We start from the raw sequence: 15,906 nt of genomic DNA, 5'->3' as shown, positions 1-15,906 counted from the left end.
CTCTTTGCCTGTGACCCCTCCCCCTTCTCTCCCCGCTTCGGAGCCGCTGCAGTCCGGTCTGGGAAGAAGCAGCTCCCCTTTCCCTCCTTCTGGGGATTTGACCACTGGGGGCTTGAAGACGCTGGCTACGCGGCGTGATTTGCCCTTGCGCTCTGAGTGGCAGGCTCCTACTGCCGCGCCCGCTCCGCCCCCAGCGGCCCACATTCCACTCTTTCCTCTGCTGGTGCTGTGTTGCGTCCTGGTTATGCTGCTGAGTGGAGGGCTGCTGCTGTTGCTGATTCTTGAACCTTGAGACATCTGGCCATTTCCCGCTGCTGATATCGGCAGGCTTCGATGACGCCTCGGCACCATGCCGGACTCTATCAGGCTGCCGTTGTGCTGGGCTAGGGCCGATCGCCGCTGGCCACGTCCGCCAGGGTATTCTCTTGATGCCCGCCCCCCAGTGCGACTGCAGGTCAGGCTGAACTGCCTCTGCACTCCTGGCCGATTCGCCGATTAACCGAACCGGCAGCGAGACGAGGCTTGCGGGTTTGGAGCTGGACGCCGGTCTGCCGGCTCCTGCACAAGCAGAGCCGCAGGCTGTCTGGCCTCGATCGGCTTTTGTGTGACGGGCTTAGCTCTCACTCAGACGGCTGAGCCTGGTCGGCGATCGCCGGAACACCGTGGAGTCCTTTGGCCTGGAGCACGGCTTTGATGATGGCTCGCGCCAGAGTGCTGGCTGCCGCGGCTCCTATAAGACTGACCTGCGCTGCCGTGGCCGCAGGATCAGGGGGTGTTGTTGTCTCTGCGCCCAGGGCCAGGGCGAAGACAGTGTCGCCGTCAAACATGGTGTGAGCCGGCTGAATGACCTGCGCCAGTCCATTGTGGGCCATTTGCGCTATTTTGTTGACGCTCACTTTGCTGAGGGTTGCGCTGGTGGCGACGACGGCAATGGTGGTGTTGCTGAAAGGATGCGGCCCCTGTCTTTGAGTTGTTCCCGCATCTGGCACCGGCCCCCCAGCAATGATGGTGCCGCTCCGTGGATCGATGATATTGCCAACGGCATTGACGACGACTAAGGCCCCGACGATGGTCCCGTCTGGAAGCTGCGTGCTGGCTGAACCAAGCCCACCTTTGATAGCGTGCTGGCTCCCGGCAAACTTGGCAACGGTGGCTCCGGTTCCGGCCCCTACGCTTCCTTGCTCAATGGGTCCACCGCTGGCTCGCTCACAGGCACGGTAGCCGGCTGAGGCATCGGGCCGAATCTGCGACGAGCCAAGTCCGAGGTCGAAGATGGCGGCTGCCGGTACGATCGGCACGCGCGCGACACCAGTCTCGAAGCCCTGGCCGCGCTCTTCAAGATAGCGCATGACTCCTGTGGCGGCCTCCAATCCGAAGGCGCTTCCCCCGGTAAGCAGAATGGCGTTGACGCGCTCGACAAGGTAGAGGGGACGCAGAAGATCAGTTTCGCGCGTCGCTGGAGCTCCACCACGTACGTCTACCCCGCCAATTGCGGGCAAGTCGCAGAGCAGAACTGTACACCCGGTCCCTGCCTCCAGGTTGGTGTCGTGTCCAACACGGATGCCAGGAACATCGGTAATGTCGTCGTGCATGGTCGCTGCCTCCTGATGAATCTCCGGCGGTCTTGGTGGCCTCGCCGGTAGGCCCAGCTGGTTGCTCCGGCAGCTCTGGCGCCTGCCCCGGTCCGGCCCAGCCCGATCTAACCCGGGCGAAGAAGCGTCTGTCAGGGATCAAGGTGCTGTCAGGCGGCGCTTGTCCGCCAGTTTCTCTGGTTGCCTGGCTGGGGCAGCCGCAGGGGTCAGGTGAGGGCCAGGGCGCGCCGGAGTCGTTCGACGGCTGCGGCGACGCTCTCACGCCCGTTGTAGACGGCACTGCCGGCGACGAGCAGGTTGGCACCGGCCCGTACGACGAGCGGAGCGGTGTGCTCGTTGATGCCACCATCGACTTCGAGGTCACAGTGAAGCTGGCGCTCGGTGAGCTGTTGCCTGAGACGGGCGATTTTGGGTAGCGTCTCGGGGATGAATTCCTGACCGCCGAAGCCAGGATTGACCGTCATGATGAGAACCAGGTCAAGCAAGGAGAGGATGTCTTCCAGCAACCAGACGGGCGAGGAAGGATTAAGAGCCACTCCTGCTTGCTTGCCAGCCTCTTTGATCTGTTGCACGATGCGGTGCAGGTGGGGACAGGTCTCCTGGTGGACAATGATGACGTCGGCCCCAGCCCGCGCGAAGGCTTCGATGTAGTACTCGGGATTGGTGATCATGAGATGCGCTTCTAGCGGCAGGCTGGTGCTGCGCCGCACGGCCTCGACGATGAGGGGTCCCATTGTGATGTTGGGGACAAAGTGCCCATCCATGACATCGATTTGGATGCGCTGCACGCCGGCCTCTTCGGCTTCGCGCACCTGCTCTCCGAGGCGACTGAAGTCAGCGCTCAGAATAGAAGGCACGAGGCCAATGGCCGCTGGCGACTGTGGCGCCTGCGCTGCCCTCGATGTCGGTTGCTCGGCTGTCATGCTGTGGGCCTCCTCTGGAGAGCCGCGGCGGCGGCTGTGTCTAGCAGCCAGATGACCTCTCCGGCAGCGGCGTGTACAAGACGCGCAGGATAGTCGTCGGGCGAGCCTTGGTCTTCGAGGACGGCCCGCACAGCTTCGGCTTTGTCGCTACCGGTGACGAGGAAGAGGATGTGACGCGCAGCCTGGAGAATGGGCGGGGTGAAGGTGAGCCGCTCGGGTGGAGGCTTGGGTACGCTGACGGGCAAGACCAGACGCTCGCGCTCGTGCAGAGCCGCTTGCTGTGGGAAAAGGGAGGCGGTGTGACCTTCTGGCCCCATGCCAAGCTGAATGAGATCAAAGACAGGAACCCCCGCTGTACCAAAGACACGCCGAAGCTCAGCGGCATAGCTCTCCGCCGCAGCCTGACGATCGGCTTGCTCCGCTGGCATGCGATGAATATTGGCCGCAGGAATGGGCAGCTTGCTCAGCATGACCTCGTAGGCCATGCGGTAGTTGCTTTCTGGATGGTCAGGCGGGACGCAGCGCTCGTCGGACCAGAAGATGTCAACGCGCGTCCAGTCTATTTGGCCACGGTAGGGATCGCTGGCCAGCAGGCTGTAGAGTTTGCGAGGTGTGGAGCCTCCGGCCAGCGCCAGCGTGAAACGCCCGTGGGTAACGATGGCTTCCTGGGCGAGGCGGATGACGAGACGGGCCGCCTCCTGGCTGAGACTCTCGCTATCAGGATAGATGGCAATCCGTTGTTGCATTGTTTCGATTCTATCCTCTCTGGTAAGGCTGGATAGCCAGAGCAGAGCTGTCACTCTGGCTTAAACATAGAAGAGAGAGGCCCTGCAATGGCGTCTCCCAAACGAGGCGCTCAAGCCAATAAGGACGCCAGCTCTTGCAGGATTCTTTCGAATTGATCATCATGGCCGGTGATCTCCAGCTCATCAACGAGCAGCTGACTCTCCTGGCGCTGCTCGTTGAGAGTGAGGGTGCGCTGGCGCGGCTGCTCCTGCTCCAGTTCGATGGAGGTCAGCACATGATCGCTGTCGCCGGAGAGACGGCTGATGCTGAACAGCGCTTGCTGGTCCGCCAGTCGACTGGTGAGACGCAGCAGGCAGATGGTCCCGGGGGGGACTTCGCCTTCGTGACGCGGGCGAATATCGATGCGCGTCGGCTGCCCGGCTTCGTTCTCCAGACACCAGTGATAGGCCCCCGGTGGCAGGCTCTCGCTGCTACCAGGACAGGAGGCGGAGCAGGCAATACGACGCCAGGTGAGGCGCTCTTTGAGCCAGCCACCCATCAGCAAGGCCCGCGCCGGCTCCTGGAGGCGCTGAGGGTGTTCACCGGCTGCTGAGATCCCGGTCGATGATAGAGCCACCGGGGAGCCAGAAGCGGAAGTACCGAGCACGGCATGCTCAATTTCAATGCGCTGGATGCCTTCAAAGTAAGGACGATACTCCAGGCCATCGAAGAATTGGGCAACAAGCTGACGCAGCGGCGTGAGGCGTCCCCAGTTGAGATCACTGATGGCGCAGGCTGGATACGTCTCTAGCAGAGAAGCCAGCAGACGCAGTGTCGGTGCTGGAGTCTGAAAGCTGGCAGAATCGACGATCAGTCGCTGGCTGATGGCGGCCAGCGAGCCAAGGGGGTCGCCGCTGACCGGCGGCTCATCAAGCCACCAGAGATAGATCGGCAGGTCTGGTCTGACCAGTCTCTGCAGCAGGGCGGCGCTATGCTGAACCACTGGCCCGGTCAGGAGCACAGTAATCTGCTCGAAGTGGTGGCGCGTGAGGTCTGAAATGACTGGGAAGCTGCGCAGGGTCACCCAGGTCGCGATTGAGGCCGGTGCGTCAGGATCGTCTTCGAGAATGAGAATGATGACACGCGCGATATGTGTACTCAGCAGATCGCGCAGCAGGTTGCTGGCATAGCGTGCGCGCGCAACCGATGGCGCACAGATCACCAGGTTGAGCACGCTAGTGCGCACGCTCATGTTCTGGCCGATACGCATGTTATCAGCGGCCATTTTCCAGAGCAAAGCCACTTCTTCCTCTAGATGCTCCCAGGGAATAGCCTTGCCGGCCCACAGCGAGCGTGTCCCCGGGGATAGGTCGAGGTCCACAGTCATTCCAGATCTCCCCTGATAGAGAACGGCATCGTTCCAGGCGACCGACGGACGGGCGGAGGCCGTCCGGCCTGGATCGCGTGCGCTAGCTACTGCAGCTTCTTGTTTGGCTCGTGTTCTGTAGCGAGGTACCGAAAGGCAAACAGCTCCCTCCAGTACCGTTGAGTGAGCAGGCCCCGCGTTGTCAGTGCCTCGCCTCGGCTCAGGTCCTACCCTTGCCCACCGTTCCGTTCCGTTGACCGTCCGTCCGCTTCTGCGCTCCCGGCCAGTCATGGCAAGATCAGGCCGGACCGCAGGAGACGGCAGAGCCGATACACAGGCGAGGGTGCGTCAGCCAGTCCCCCAGTTTTGGGCGACCGACTTGTTATCTGATTGGTTACCTAGCAGGCTGGCTGACGCGACAGGCCGGACTGGGTGGCCGCGGCCTGGCACGGTGGCATGGGTTGGTCTGAGTTGCCCCGCAGGTCTGGACGCGAGCGCGAAGGCGCTAGGGCCGTCGCCAGCGGCGCCCATCACGCCAGATGAACTCATCGGCAGCCTGGGGTCCCCAGGTGCCTGCCTCATATGAATGGATGGTCTCGCGCGGCGCTTCAGCCCAGGCATCTAGAATGCCCTGAATGAACTCCCAGGCCGCTTCTACCTCGTCGCGGCGCGTGAAGAGCGTGGAGTCACCCAGCATGCAATCGAGTAGCAGCCGCTCGTAGGCCTCCGGCTGCGGACGCATAAAGGATGAGCCGTAGAAGAAGTCCATGTTGACCGAGCGGATCTGCATCTCGGTACCCGGGACTTTGGCACCGAAGCGCAACGAGATGCCCTCGTCTGGCTGGATGCGCAGCACGATGACGTTCGGATCAATTTGACCCTGAATGTTGCTGCGCTGCCAGAACATGGAAGGCGGCTGCTTGAATTGAATGGCAATCTCTGTGACGCGCTTGGGCAGGCGCTTGCCAGTACGCAGGTAGAAGGGGACGTCCGCCCAGCGCCAATTGTCAACAAAGACCTTGAGAGCCACGTAGGTCTCGGTGGTGGAATCGGGCCGCACTCCCGGCTCCTCGGTATAGCCAGGGACCAGCTGACCATTCATCCAGCCAGCGGTATACTGGCCACGCACGGTGTTGAGCAGGGCAGTCTGTCCCTGCAGCGGCTGCAGCGCATGCAGCACTTTGACCTTTTCGTCGCGCACTGCCGTGGCATCAAAGGCGATCGGCGGCTCCATCGCGACCAGGGTCAGCAACTGCATCATATGGTTCTGGACCATGTCGCGAATAGCCCCCGCTTCTTCATAGTAGGCCGCTCGCCCCTCAAGGCCAATGTTCTCCGCTACGGTGATCTGGACATGGTCAACGTAGCGGCGATTCCAGACTGGCTCGAAGATGCCGTTGGCCAGACGGAAGACCAGTATGTTCTGAACCGTCTCTTTGCCCAGGTAATGGTCAATACGATAGACTTGCTCCTCTTTGAAGACCCGCAGCACCTGACGGTTCAGCTCACGAGCTGAGGCCAGGTCATGACCAAAGGGCTTCTCAATGATGATGCGCGTCCAGCCTTTGCGGCTCTTGTTGAGACCAGCAGCACCCAGACGCTGGATGATCTCGGGATACTGGCTCGGCGGCGTCGATAGGTAGAAGATGCGGTTACCGCCAGTGCCACGCTCCCGATCCAGCCGGTTGAGCAGGGCGTTCAGCTTTTCATAGCCCGCCTGGTTGTGAAAGTCAGACTGCAGGTAGAAGATACCGGACGCAAAGCTCTCCCAGACCTGCTGATTGATGGGCTTCTGGCGCGAGTATTCGTTGATGGCTTCAAAGGCCTGCTCTCGGAATTGCTCATCGGTGTAGGGCCGGCGCGCGAAGCCTATGACGGAAAAGCCCGCCGGCAGCGGGTGCTCCAAGGCCAGGTTGTAGAGAGCAGGCAAGAGTTTCCGATGGGTCAGATCGCCAGTCGCCCCAAAAATCACCATCGCGCAGGGTTCCGGGCTGTGCTTGATGCGCAACCCTTCGCGTAGGGGATTGGGCGCCTCGACCGCGCTGCGTTGAGGCATCGATGATATTCTCCTGGTCATCACTTGTTCTTGACAGACAATACACGCTCTAGACCGAGTTCCAGGTTGGTCTTCCGTTACCGGGTTTGTAACCAGGACCTCTCATCGCCTGTCATCGGCTATATTCATTGTAGTGCAATGCTTGTGCAGATTTAAAATCTTCTGAAGATCTTCCCATGTGCCTGGGCCAGGCAGGCTGACAGGCCGACTGAGCCGGAGGCCGCGCCAGGATGGGAGCCGGGCCTGCTGAACAGATAGAGATGGCCTTGCTCCCTCCCTTCGGTCACAGCCACGGTTCGAGACGGTGCGGCTAGGCTAATGCGGCTCTCCCATCTGTGCACATCTGCGCAGCTCACAGGCGCGCCTGTTGATGCCTCCTCAGTCAGTCAGTGCGAGGGCTATCCGTCGCCTTGCCTCTCTACGGGAACCAGCCGTTGCGCCAGGGCCTGCAGGCCGGCAGCCAGATCACCTCCGATAGCAATGCGAATATTACGTCGCTGATGCGCAGAGAGGGCGAACAGGTCACCCAAAGCCTGCGCTTCTTTGAGAATACCAAAGGTATAGGGCTCGCCCGGAATGGCGATGTCCTGCTTCACATCCCCGGTGATCTGAATAAACACGCCGTTGTTAGGCCCGCCTTTGTGTAACTGGCCGGTCGAGTGCAGGAAACGCGGACCGTAGCCAAGCGTTGTCGCAACGCGGTAGCGATCGCGCAGACGCAGACGCAGCGCCTGCAGGGCGCTTTCATTGACTGCGCTACGTTGCACATAGGCCATGAGGGCAATGTAGTCGCCTGGATGCACCTGATCGAGGAACGCCTGCAGGTAGCTATCCAGATCCTCTTTCCCCTCTCCCATCTTTCTGCCATAGAGGCGCAGCGCTCCCTCGTTGACAACTGGCTCCAGCTCGGGAAGCTTTCCTTCGCTACGGAAGCGCTCCAGGAGCCGCGCCGTATTATCTTTACTTTCCTGGACGTTGGGTTGATCGAAGGCGTTGATTTGCAGGAAGATGCCGGCGACCGCTGTGGCCAGCTCCCAGATGAAGAACTGAGCACCCAGATCGTAACGGTCGGCCAGCTGGAAACGGACCAGCGGCTGGCCCGCAGCATGCAGGCGCGCCAGGCCCTCATCAAGGGCCGCATTGTCGTCGCCCTCCAGCCGCAGGTAGACGAAGAGACGGTCGTTGCCATAGACGGCGGGCGCGCCCAGCGCTTCCCCTTCGACGGGGAGGAGGCCACGCCCCTCTTTACCGGTGCTCTCTGCGATAAGCTGCTCCACCCAGTAGCCGTAGCTAGCGAGAGCTGGTGAGAGCACAAAGGTGATCTTGTCACGCCCGTGCGTGCCAAGGGCGCCCAGAATGGCCCCGAGCCGCAGACCAGGATTGTCAGCAGCAGCCTGGCTGGCACTGCATCGACTCATGGCTGCCTGGGCCCGCGCCAACAGCTGCTTGATGTCAACACCGATCAGAGCGCCGGGCACCAGGCCAAAGAAGGAGAGCGCCGAGTAGCGCCCGCCAATGTCGGGCGGATTGGCGAAGACATGGCGGAAGTGGTGATCATGGGCAAGCCGCTCTAGCGAGGTGCCAGGGTCGGTGATGGCAATAAAGTGAGCGCCATTCTCGCCCCCTCGCTCGCTAACACGGTGCCAGAAGTAGCGAAAATGGGAGAGCGTCTCAATGGTCTCGCCCGACTTGGAGGCCACTATGAACAGCGTTTTACTGAGGTCGATGCGCTCCTCAACGGCGCGGATTGTGTCAGGATCGGTAGTGTCGAGCACAAACAGGTCCAGGTAGCCGGGCGCGACGCCGAAGGTCAGACGCAGCACCTCAGGACAGAGGCTGCTGCCTCCCATGCCCAGCAGCACGGCATAGCGATAGCCGTCTTGGCGCACCGCTTCTACGAGGCCCTCGATCTCCTGCAGACGCTCCTGCATGGTGTTGGCAACTGTTAGCCAACCGAGTCGCTCGCGAATTTCCTGCTGGACGGCGGGGTCGCTCTTCCAGAGGCTGGCATCACGTTCCCAGATGCGCCGCGCGACATTCTCGGCGTTGAGTCGCTCCAGCCCCGCACGTACCAGCTCTTGAAGAGCGCTTTCAGCCTCAAATTGTGGCTCTGGCTCCTGTTGTGCTGTCACCGCGAAACCTGCCTCTCTTTGAGCGCCTGCTGACGGGCGCGAATACTATTGAGCAACTGATGATAGGAGTCGGCGAACTTCTGCACGCCCTCATCGAGCAGCTGCTGGGTCACTGCCTCGTAAGAGATACCGAGCTGCTCCAGTTCCTTGAACAGCGCCCGTGCACCATCGAGATCGTCTTCGATACTGTAGCGCACTCGCCCATGATCACGGAACTTTTCGATGGTTTCATAGGGCATGGTGTCGACCGTGTCGGGGCCGATGAGTTCCTCGGCGTAGAGCACGTCTCGGTAGGCCGGGTTCTTGGTGCTTGTACTGGCCCACAACGGACGCTGCACGTGTGCCCCGAGCTGGCGCAGAGCCGCAAAGCGCGGCGAGCCAAAGATGCGCTTGAATTCCTGGTAGACCAGGCGCGCGTTGGCGATCGCCGCCTTCCCTTGCAAGGAGCGGAGCCGTGCTTGCTCGGCGGGGTCGTTGCTGGCCTTGATTTTCTCTTCGAGCAGTTTGTCGACCAGTGTGTCAACACGACTGACGAAGAAGCTGGCGACCGAGGCGATGCCGCTGATATCCTGGCCTTCGGCGTTGCGATTCTCCAGCGCCGTCAGGTAAGCCTCAGCGACCTCACGATAAGTCTCGATGGAGAAAATGAGGGTGATGTTGATATTGTAGCCCTCGGTCAGCGCCTGCTGAATGGCGGGCAGCCCTTCAGGAGTGGCCGGGATCTTGATCATGAGGTTCGGTCGATTGACGAGCTGCCAGTAGCGGCGGACCGCGGCCAGCGTTCCCTCGGTGTCGTGAGCCAGGTCCGGCGAGACTTCCAGGCTAACGTAGCCGTCGACTCCAGCGCTGCGCTCGTAGATGGGCCGCAGCAGATCGGCAACTGTCTGGACGTCACGCACGACGAGGGCGTCGTAGATCTCTTCGACCTCTTTCCCCTGCCGGATCAGCTCCTCGATCTGGGCATCGTAGGCGTGACCACTGCTGATGGCTTTGTCGAAGATGGTGGGGTTGGCTGTGACCCCCGTAATGCCATCCTCCTCTAGGAGGCGCTTGAATTCGCCGGATTCTAGCTGCGCCCGGTCAATGTTGTCGTACCAGACACTCTGTCCGTATTCTTTCAGTTGTAACAAGGGATTTGCCATGCTCTTCTCCTCTGGTCAAGGCTTCATGCCGTTTTTTGTTCTACCCCTCTCTTTAGTGGAAAGAGCTTACAGGCCAGTTTTATTCCCACCTGGAAGGGATCTCTGCTTGCCGCTATGTCTGAGCTTTTATTGTCATCGGTACACTAAGAGGTCGCCTTTTTTATGATAACACCTGCCCCCGCCCGGCGGCAAATATTGACTCGGGCGCGGGCTTTGCTTGCCGCTCGCTTTCCCTCTGACCAGGAGACTTGCTTGCAGGGAGGCAGCTCATGGGCTACACTTGCCATTAGCGGAATGCCAGGTTCCGCTCTGGCTGGTAGGTGCCCACCAGCCGCGACTAGCTCCCGTGCGAGGGAGGAGATGCGAAGGAAAGGGAGAGAAAACCCATGCGAGTGACAACGCGCTTGCGCCAGTTGCTGGCTGGCCCCGAGCTGGTGGTAGCCCCCGGGGCTTATGATGCTTTGAGCGCGCGGCTGATCGCCCAGGCCGGTTTCTCTGTAGTCTATATGACGGGCTTCGGAACGTCAGCTAGCGTGCTCGGGATGCCCGATGTGGGCTTGCTGACGATGAGCGAAATGGTGAGCCGTGCAGCGGCTTTGGCTGCGGTGACCGGCGAGGTGCCATTGATTGCCGATGCCGATACAGGCTATGGGAATCCGCTGAATGTGCGCCGGACGGTGCGCGAGTATGAGCGGGCCGGCGTGGCAGGGCTGCATCTTGAGGACCAGGTGTGGCCGAAGAAGTGTGGTCATATGGAGGGGAAACAGGTTATTCCAATGGAGGAGATGGTCCAGAAGGTGCGTGCAGCGGTGGAGGCCCGTCAGGACCCCGATTTTGTGATTATTGCGCGCACCGATGCCGCGGCAGTGCTCGGTTTCGAGGAGGCACTGCGTCGCGGACGGGCCTATCGTGAGGCAGGCGCCGATGTGATCTTTATTGAGGCCCCCCGCACGATGGAGGAGCTGCGGGCCATTGTGCAGGCTTTCCCCGATGTACCTCTGCTCTTTAATTGGGCCCAGAGCGGTAAGACGCCCCCGCTCTCTGTGAATGAGATTCGGGAGCTGGGCTTTAAGCTGGTACTTTTCCCCGTTGCCTTGCTTTTTACGGCCACTCATGCCATGCTTCGCTTACTGGAAGGACTGAAACGGGGCGAGACGCCGACGGCTTTCGCCGATCAGTCGGTGAGCTTCCAGCAGTTTACCGAGCTGGTCGGTCTGCCTTTTATTCAGGAGCTGGAAGCTCGCTATGGTGTACGCCAGGAGGCCACTCCACAGCCCAGGCAGAGCTGAAAACTAGACCTGAGTGAGAAACAGAGAGATGGGAGTATACGGTCAGCCTGCTGTCTCGGCTAGCTGGCTGGCCGCTTTCCTCTCCCTGCTGGCTCTACGAGAGGTATGAGCGACACGCGCTGTCCTCCTTGCTGTCTGCGTTTATTGCGATCATCTTGCTGAGAGAAAGGAGCCAACGATGGCCGAGAATAGCTTTCAGAAGTCCAGTATTACGATCGAGGCTGCACATCGTCTCATCGCTGCAGCTGAGGCGAAAGCTCGTGAAATCGGCGTGCCGATGTGTATCGCTATTTGCGATGCTGATGGTACATTAAAAGCTTTTAGCCGCATGGACGGAGCACCACTCTTGAGCGTTCAGATCGCTCAAGATAAGGCTTATACGGCGATCAGCTTCGGGGGCATGGCTACCCACGAGTGGTTTGATTTTATTAGGAATGATCCGCCTTTGCTGCACGGGATCATCAAGACGGATCGCTTGATCGTCTTCGGCGGCGGCTTTGCTATTAAGACCCCCGAGGGGATTATCGGAGGGATCGGGGTCAGCGGCGGCCACTATACCCAGGATATGGAAGTGGCCCAGGCAGCTCTGGCAGCTCTCTAGATCAGGCAGCAAGGAGATGGCCGTCGCTCCCAGCCGACGCGAACGTCGAGGGTGCGGTTCACACCGCTCGTCGCCTGGGGCCTGCTCTTATGGAGCTGCCAGTGTCGTGCCTCTGCCTCCTGCGCCTGCCAGCAGGGCCAGGATGAGAGGGCCTCTGGTTGAGCCTGGCTGAACTGGTCCGGGGGAAGCGCTGATGGGTCTGCTACTCTGGCCTGGCTAGAGGATGGCCCTCAGCGTTTCTTCGTAGCCCGCTAGCAGGCCAGCCATGTCTCGCAGCAGCTGCCCGATGCTGTGGAGATGGCTGATGATCTCGTTGCGGCGTTTGAGATCGCTGCGCAAGCCTTCCTCCAGCATGACAAGAAAGGCCGTGGCGTCGGTGAGGCGACTGGTCAGGATCTGTCTTTGCTCGTCGAGCCGACGATGGTCTTCACGCACCTGGGGCGGACGCAGCGCAGGGGTTGTCTGCCGCTCGCTGGTCGCTGGTCGCAAGCGCTGCAAGCTGGAAAGTTCCTCGGTGTGAATGTAGCTGCTCTGCTCGTCAAGAATAGCTGCGAGCGAGCGGCGAAATTCCATAAAGAGGCAGTAGAGGTCAGCGGTGAAGGCTCCGACGCGCTGGAGGGCAATGCTGAGTTGCTGGTGATCACCCGCCAGATCGAGATCATCGCATTCCTGAATGAGGTCCTGAATCTCTTTGAGGGTCGTCAGGGTTTCGTTGAAGCGCGCACTGAGTACCTGCGTGCTGGCCTGGGACGAGTTGATGTGCTCTTGATAGAGCTGGTAGAGAGCACGTAAGGTCGATTGCTCCTGCGAGGGCCGCTGCGGCACCGGCCCAGCGGAGAACAAGGCTTCCTGGGCTGCCCTGGCGGCACAGTCCTGCAATAGCTCCAGGGTCTGGTCAATGTCACTGAGCAGCTGCTCGCGCTGGATAGCTGCTAGATCAGGATGATGGCGGATCAGGCTACGACAGTTGCACAGGGTGGTAATGGCACGCTCAAAAGCATGATCTGTTTGGTCTTGGGTATCTTCGGACATGCCTCGGTTTCCTTCCCATCTGTTACCACAAGCCACGTTTATCCTATAAGAAGAGATGCCTGCCCGAATTGTACTGCCTGGTCAGCGACGTTGTCAACGTGTCCCCTTATGCCCGACAGGCGGTGATGGCCGGCTCTCAGCAGGCGTGAAGGGTTGAGCTTTTCTTCCTCTCTCTCCAGGACTTCAGTACTAGATATTCTCTGTTTTCCCTCGCTTGCTTACTACGTGGCAGGCCGCCTATGCTACAATTGCTGCCAGACTGGTTCATGATAATTCAATGCAATGACTTCGCCTCTGGGCAGATGAGGTGAGCCAGGAGAAGGGAGGATGTTGTGCTGAGCAAGAAGCCATTGGCGCTGCTGTTGCTCTTGCTGCTGACCTGGCTAAGCGGGTGTGCGAGTGGGCCGCTAAGCGAACCGGCCACGGGACCGGCATCATCAGGGAGGGGATCAACGGCGCAAGGAAGCAGCACACCGTCGCTTCGGGGAACGCCGCAGACAACAGCGACAGTTTCCGGTGGCATGGGGGCTGCCACTCCAATTAGTATTACGGGCCACGGCGAGGCCACAGCAACGCCGAGTCCTCTGGCACGCGGGCGCTCGACCCCTTCGCCAAGCCCTGCCTCGGGACGCTCTGGCTCTGCAGCCACGCCTATTCCAACCCTGGCGCCTGTCGGCAGCGGTCCTTATGGGGCTCCGCCTGCGGAGACCAGCCAGGAAAGTCAGCTACGACTGCAGCTTTTTGCCCTCATCAATCATGATCGCGCCAGCCAGGGGCTACCCGCCTATACCCTGGATGGTACCCTCTCAGCCGGGGCTCGCCTGCACAGCTGGAATATGGCCCACTGCGGCCTAAGCCACGCCTGTCCTGGAGAGGACGCCCCTTGCGACCGCATTAGCGCAGAAGGCATTACGTGGAGCGTGTGCGGCGAGAATGTGGGCTACGCATCGGCCTCGCCCGATGCCTGGAGCGGCGTGCAGCTGATCGAGAATAGCATGCTCAACGAGCAGCCACCCAACGACGGGCACCGTCGTAATTTGCTCAGCAGCGCCTTCCATCGCATTGGCATCGGCATCTATCTCGATAGCCAGGGCTATGTTTGGGTGACTGAAGATTTCACCAATTAGGGCTGAAAACTTCCCTCGAAGACAGGCAAGCAGACAGGAAGAAAAGAGGCTGAGGCTCTGCACTCGCTCCTGTCCTGCCTGCCTGCTTCTTGTCTGCCTGGCGCTGAGGCTGGCTGGCTTCCTTCTTTCTTTGCGGGTGCGCTACCAGGTGCCAGCAGCCCGCGAGATCAGAATGCGCTCGCTCAGTTGGTCAGTTCATAGATACGACCAAATTTCTCATTAAGATAGCGGGCAAAGTAGCGCGCATCAGGCGCTTCACCCGTGACGCGCTGAATGAGGTCCTCAGGCAGATAGATCATGCCATAGATATACATGTGCTGACGCAGCCAGTCCAGAATGAAAGATGTATCGCCTCCAGCCAGACGCTCGTCGAAGTCTGCGAAGGTCTGGCGCAGCGTATAGTAGATCTGAGCTGCGTAAAGGTTCCCGAGCGTATAACTGGGGAAGTAGCCAAAGCCGCTCGTCCAATGCACGTCTTGCAGGACGCCATTGGTATCGCTATCTGGCTCGATCCCCAGGTACTCCCGATACCGGGCGTTCCACAGACGTGGCAGGGATTCGACGGCCAGCTCTCCGTTGATGAGTTCACGCTCTAATTCGTAGCGGATGATAATGTGCAGATTATAGGTGACCTCGTCGGCCTCAATGCGGATCAAGCTCGGCTCAACTTTGTTAAGGGCGCGCGAGAAGGTTTCAGCATCGATGGTAGCAAAGTGTTCAGGGAAAGCTGCGCGCAGCAGGTGGAAATGGCCCTGCCAGAATGGCTCAGAGCTGCCAATGTAGTTTTCCCAGAGGCGTGACTGGGACTCGTGGACGCCCATCGAGGCCCCACCAGCCAGCGGTGTGCGCAGGAGCGTTAAGGCGCAACCCTGTTCATAGAGGGCATGGCCGCCTTCATGAATAGTGGCCATCACTGCCGAGGCGATAAAATTCTCCTGGGGATGAATGGTCAGGCGCACATCTACCGGGCTGCCAAAGCTAGTGGTAAACGGGTGTGGCGAGTGAGCCAGACCACCGCGCTTGAAGTTGTAGCCCAGGGCCTCCAGCAAACGCTTACAGAGAGCATCTTGCTGGGCCACAGGAAAGTGTCCGTAGAGGCAGGAAGCATCAATGTTGCGCCCACTTTCCTGAATGCGCTTGAGCAAGGAGAGGCTGACCTCGCGCACTGGGGCGAAGAGGGCATCGAGTTTGCGCACAGTCAGATCGGGTTCGAAGAGGTCCAGCAGGGCATCGTAACGCGTCTCACGGTAGCCATAGCGGTCGGCAACCTCACGCTGCAGGGCCACAGTGCGGCTCAGCCAGGGGGCAAAGCTGGCAAAGTCGTTCTGCTCGCGCGCCCGCCGCCAGGCTTCGAAGCTGGCCGCCTCGACGCGAGCCATCTCCTCGACAAGCGAGCGTGGAAGGCGCGTGGCTTTTTCATGTTCGCGCCGCGCTTCGCGCACCAGGGCGCGGTCGGCATCAGTGAAAGGCTCGTGCTCGACCACCTTTTCCAGCCTGGCAATCAGGCGCCCCAGCTCGGGGGCGGTCCAGCGCTCGTGAAGCACGCCCCGCAGGGTCGCCAGTTGGGCGCCACGTACATCTCCCGCTTCCTCCGGCAAGGCTGTATTCTGGTCCCAGTCCGCCAGTGCCCCGAGCGCCGCCAGGTCAGAGATCTCCTGCAGATAGCCTAGCAGAGCATTGACCTCCTCATGCGAGCGTGAGAACTCCGGCATCAGCGCTTTTTGTTCTTGCTGTGAATGCAACGACGACATAGATACGATCTTCTCCTCAAATCCACAGAATCGCAATCAGCTGCTAACGAGAGAGATGAGATGCGATGATAGACGATGTGGCACCCTGCTCGTTAGGAGAGTGGCATCGCTCTTCAGGGCATGTTAACAGCATAGCACAGAAGGGCAATGGCCTAGAAGAGGCACAGCA

At 60.3% G+C, this 15,906-nt stretch carries 12 protein-coding genes and 1 pseudogene; 4 read left to right on the top strand and 9 right to left on the bottom strand.

Annotated elements, in window-relative coordinates:
* A pseudogene (locus IRZ31_RS04680) lies at positions 1-292 on the top strand (hypothetical protein); the annotation flags it as partial.
* A 328-nt stretch (positions 293-620) separates the two neighbouring features.
* Here IRZ31_RS04680 and IRZ31_RS04675 read toward each other — a convergent pair.
* The 7 genes from IRZ31_RS04675 to tal all read right to left on the bottom strand — a co-directional run bounded on the left by IRZ31_RS04675 (position 621) and on the right by tal (position 9,937).
* Positions 621-1,592 (bottom strand): P1 family peptidase, encoded by a 972-nt coding sequence (locus IRZ31_RS04675; RefSeq protein ID WP_297150237.1) that lies wholly within the window; start codon positions 1,590-1,592, stop codon positions 621-623.
* A 206-nt stretch (positions 1,593-1,798) separates the two neighbouring features.
* Positions 1,799-2,515 (bottom strand): ribulose-phosphate 3-epimerase, encoded by a 717-nt coding sequence (rpe, locus tag IRZ31_RS04670; protein ID WP_297150233.1) that lies wholly within the window; start codon positions 2,513-2,515, stop codon positions 1,799-1,801.
* A complete protein-coding gene (gene pgl / locus IRZ31_RS04665; RefSeq protein ID WP_297150230.1) occupies positions 2,512-3,261 on the bottom strand; it encodes a 6-phosphogluconolactonase in 750 nt (249 codons plus the stop codon). Before pgl ends, rpe begins: the two co-directional genes overlap by 4 nt.
* Positions 3,262-3,371: 110 nt before the next feature.
* The gene (locus IRZ31_RS04660; protein WP_297150227.1) at positions 3,372-4,628 is read right to left on the bottom strand and encodes a glucose-6-phosphate dehydrogenase assembly protein OpcA; all 1,257 of its coding nucleotides are present in this window, start codon (positions 4,626-4,628) and stop codon (positions 3,372-3,374) included.
* 484 nt (positions 4,629-5,112) lie between these two features.
* A complete protein-coding gene (gene zwf / locus IRZ31_RS04655) occupies positions 5,113-6,663 on the bottom strand; it encodes a glucose-6-phosphate dehydrogenase (protein ID WP_297150224.1) in 1,551 nt (516 codons plus the stop codon).
* A gap of 398 nt (positions 6,664-7,061) precedes the next feature.
* A complete protein-coding gene (locus tag IRZ31_RS04650; RefSeq protein WP_297150221.1) occupies positions 7,062-8,795 on the bottom strand; it encodes a bifunctional transaldolase/phosoglucose isomerase in 1,734 nt (577 codons plus the stop codon).
* Entirely contained in the window at positions 8,792-9,937 is a 1,146-nt protein-coding gene (gene tal / locus IRZ31_RS04645; protein WP_297150220.1) for a transaldolase, read from the bottom strand. The genes IRZ31_RS04650 and tal overlap by 4 nt, the downstream gene beginning before the upstream one ends.
* A gap of 386 nt (positions 9,938-10,323) precedes the next feature.
* Here tal and IRZ31_RS04640 point away from each other — a divergent pair, with 386 nt between their 5' ends.
* Both IRZ31_RS04640 and IRZ31_RS04635 read left to right on the top strand, forming a co-directional pair.
* A complete protein-coding gene (locus IRZ31_RS04640; protein ID WP_297150217.1) occupies positions 10,324-11,226 on the top strand; it encodes an isocitrate lyase/PEP mutase family protein in 903 nt (300 codons plus the stop codon).
* Between the two features lie 178 nt (positions 11,227-11,404).
* Positions 11,405-11,827, top strand: coding sequence for a heme-binding protein (locus IRZ31_RS04635; protein ID WP_297150214.1), 423 nt, complete (start codon positions 11,405-11,407; stop codon positions 11,825-11,827).
* A gap of 216 nt (positions 11,828-12,043) precedes the next feature.
* On the opposite strand, the gene IRZ31_RS04630 is transcribed toward IRZ31_RS04635, so the two are convergent.
* Positions 12,044-12,859: a hypothetical protein gene (locus IRZ31_RS04630; protein ID WP_297150211.1), complete on the bottom strand. Its 816-nt coding sequence runs from the start codon at positions 12,857-12,859 to the stop codon at positions 12,044-12,046.
* A gap of 332 nt (positions 12,860-13,191) precedes the next feature.
* On the opposite strand from IRZ31_RS04630, the gene IRZ31_RS04625 reads away from it, so the two are divergent.
* The gene (locus IRZ31_RS04625; RefSeq protein WP_297150207.1) at positions 13,192-13,986 is read left to right on the top strand and encodes a CAP domain-containing protein; all 795 of its coding nucleotides are present in this window, start codon (positions 13,192-13,194) and stop codon (positions 13,984-13,986) included.
* A gap of 182 nt (positions 13,987-14,168) precedes the next feature.
* Here IRZ31_RS04625 and IRZ31_RS04620 read toward each other — a convergent pair whose 3' ends face one another.
* Entirely contained in the window at positions 14,169-15,737 is a 1,569-nt protein-coding gene (locus tag IRZ31_RS04620; RefSeq protein WP_297150204.1) for a carboxypeptidase M32, read from the bottom strand.
* Positions 15,738-15,906: the final 169 nt, after the last annotated feature.

It is taken from the genome of Thermogemmatispora sp., assembly GCF_019683635.1.
Taxonomy (GTDB): domain Bacteria; phylum Chloroflexota; class Ktedonobacteria; order Ktedonobacterales; family Ktedonobacteraceae; genus Thermogemmatispora.
The sequence above is the reverse complement of the archived record's forward strand: the minus strand, read 5'-3'. Positions and strand labels throughout refer to the sequence as shown.

What these genes read in the sequence shown, in the direction of transcription:
- IRZ31_RS04675 (WP_297150237.1), bottom strand. Translation starts at nt 1,592, where the DNA reads ATGCACGACGACATTACCGATGTTCCTGGCATCCGTGTTGGACACGAC.
- IRZ31_RS04620 (WP_297150204.1), bottom strand. Translation starts at nt 15,737, where the DNA reads ATGTCGTCGTTGCATTCACAGCAAGAACAAAAAGCGCTGATGCCGGAG.
- rpe (WP_297150233.1), bottom strand. Translation starts at nt 2,515, where the DNA reads ATGACAGCCGAGCAACCGACATCGAGGGCAGCGCAGGCGCCACAGTCG.
- IRZ31_RS04630 (WP_297150211.1), bottom strand. Translation starts at nt 12,859, where the DNA reads ATGTCCGAAGATACCCAAGACCAAACAGATCATGCTTTTGAGCGTGCC.
- tal (WP_297150220.1), bottom strand. Translation starts at nt 9,937, where the DNA reads ATGGCAAATCCCTTGTTACAACTGAAAGAATACGGACAGAGTGTCTGG.
- IRZ31_RS04660 (WP_297150227.1), bottom strand. Translation starts at nt 4,628, where the DNA reads ATGACTGTGGACCTCGACCTATCCCCGGGGACACGCTCGCTGTGGGCC.
- pgl (WP_297150230.1), bottom strand. Translation starts at nt 3,261, where the DNA reads ATGCAACAACGGATTGCCATCTATCCTGATAGCGAGAGTCTCAGCCAG.
- IRZ31_RS04635 (WP_297150214.1), top strand. Translation starts at nt 11,405, where the DNA reads ATGGCCGAGAATAGCTTTCAGAAGTCCAGTATTACGATCGAGGCTGCA.
- zwf (WP_297150224.1), bottom strand. Translation starts at nt 6,663, where the DNA reads ATGCCTCAACGCAGCGCGGTCGAGGCGCCCAATCCCCTACGCGAAGGG.
- IRZ31_RS04640 (WP_297150217.1), top strand. Translation starts at nt 10,324, where the DNA reads ATGCGAGTGACAACGCGCTTGCGCCAGTTGCTGGCTGGCCCCGAGCTG.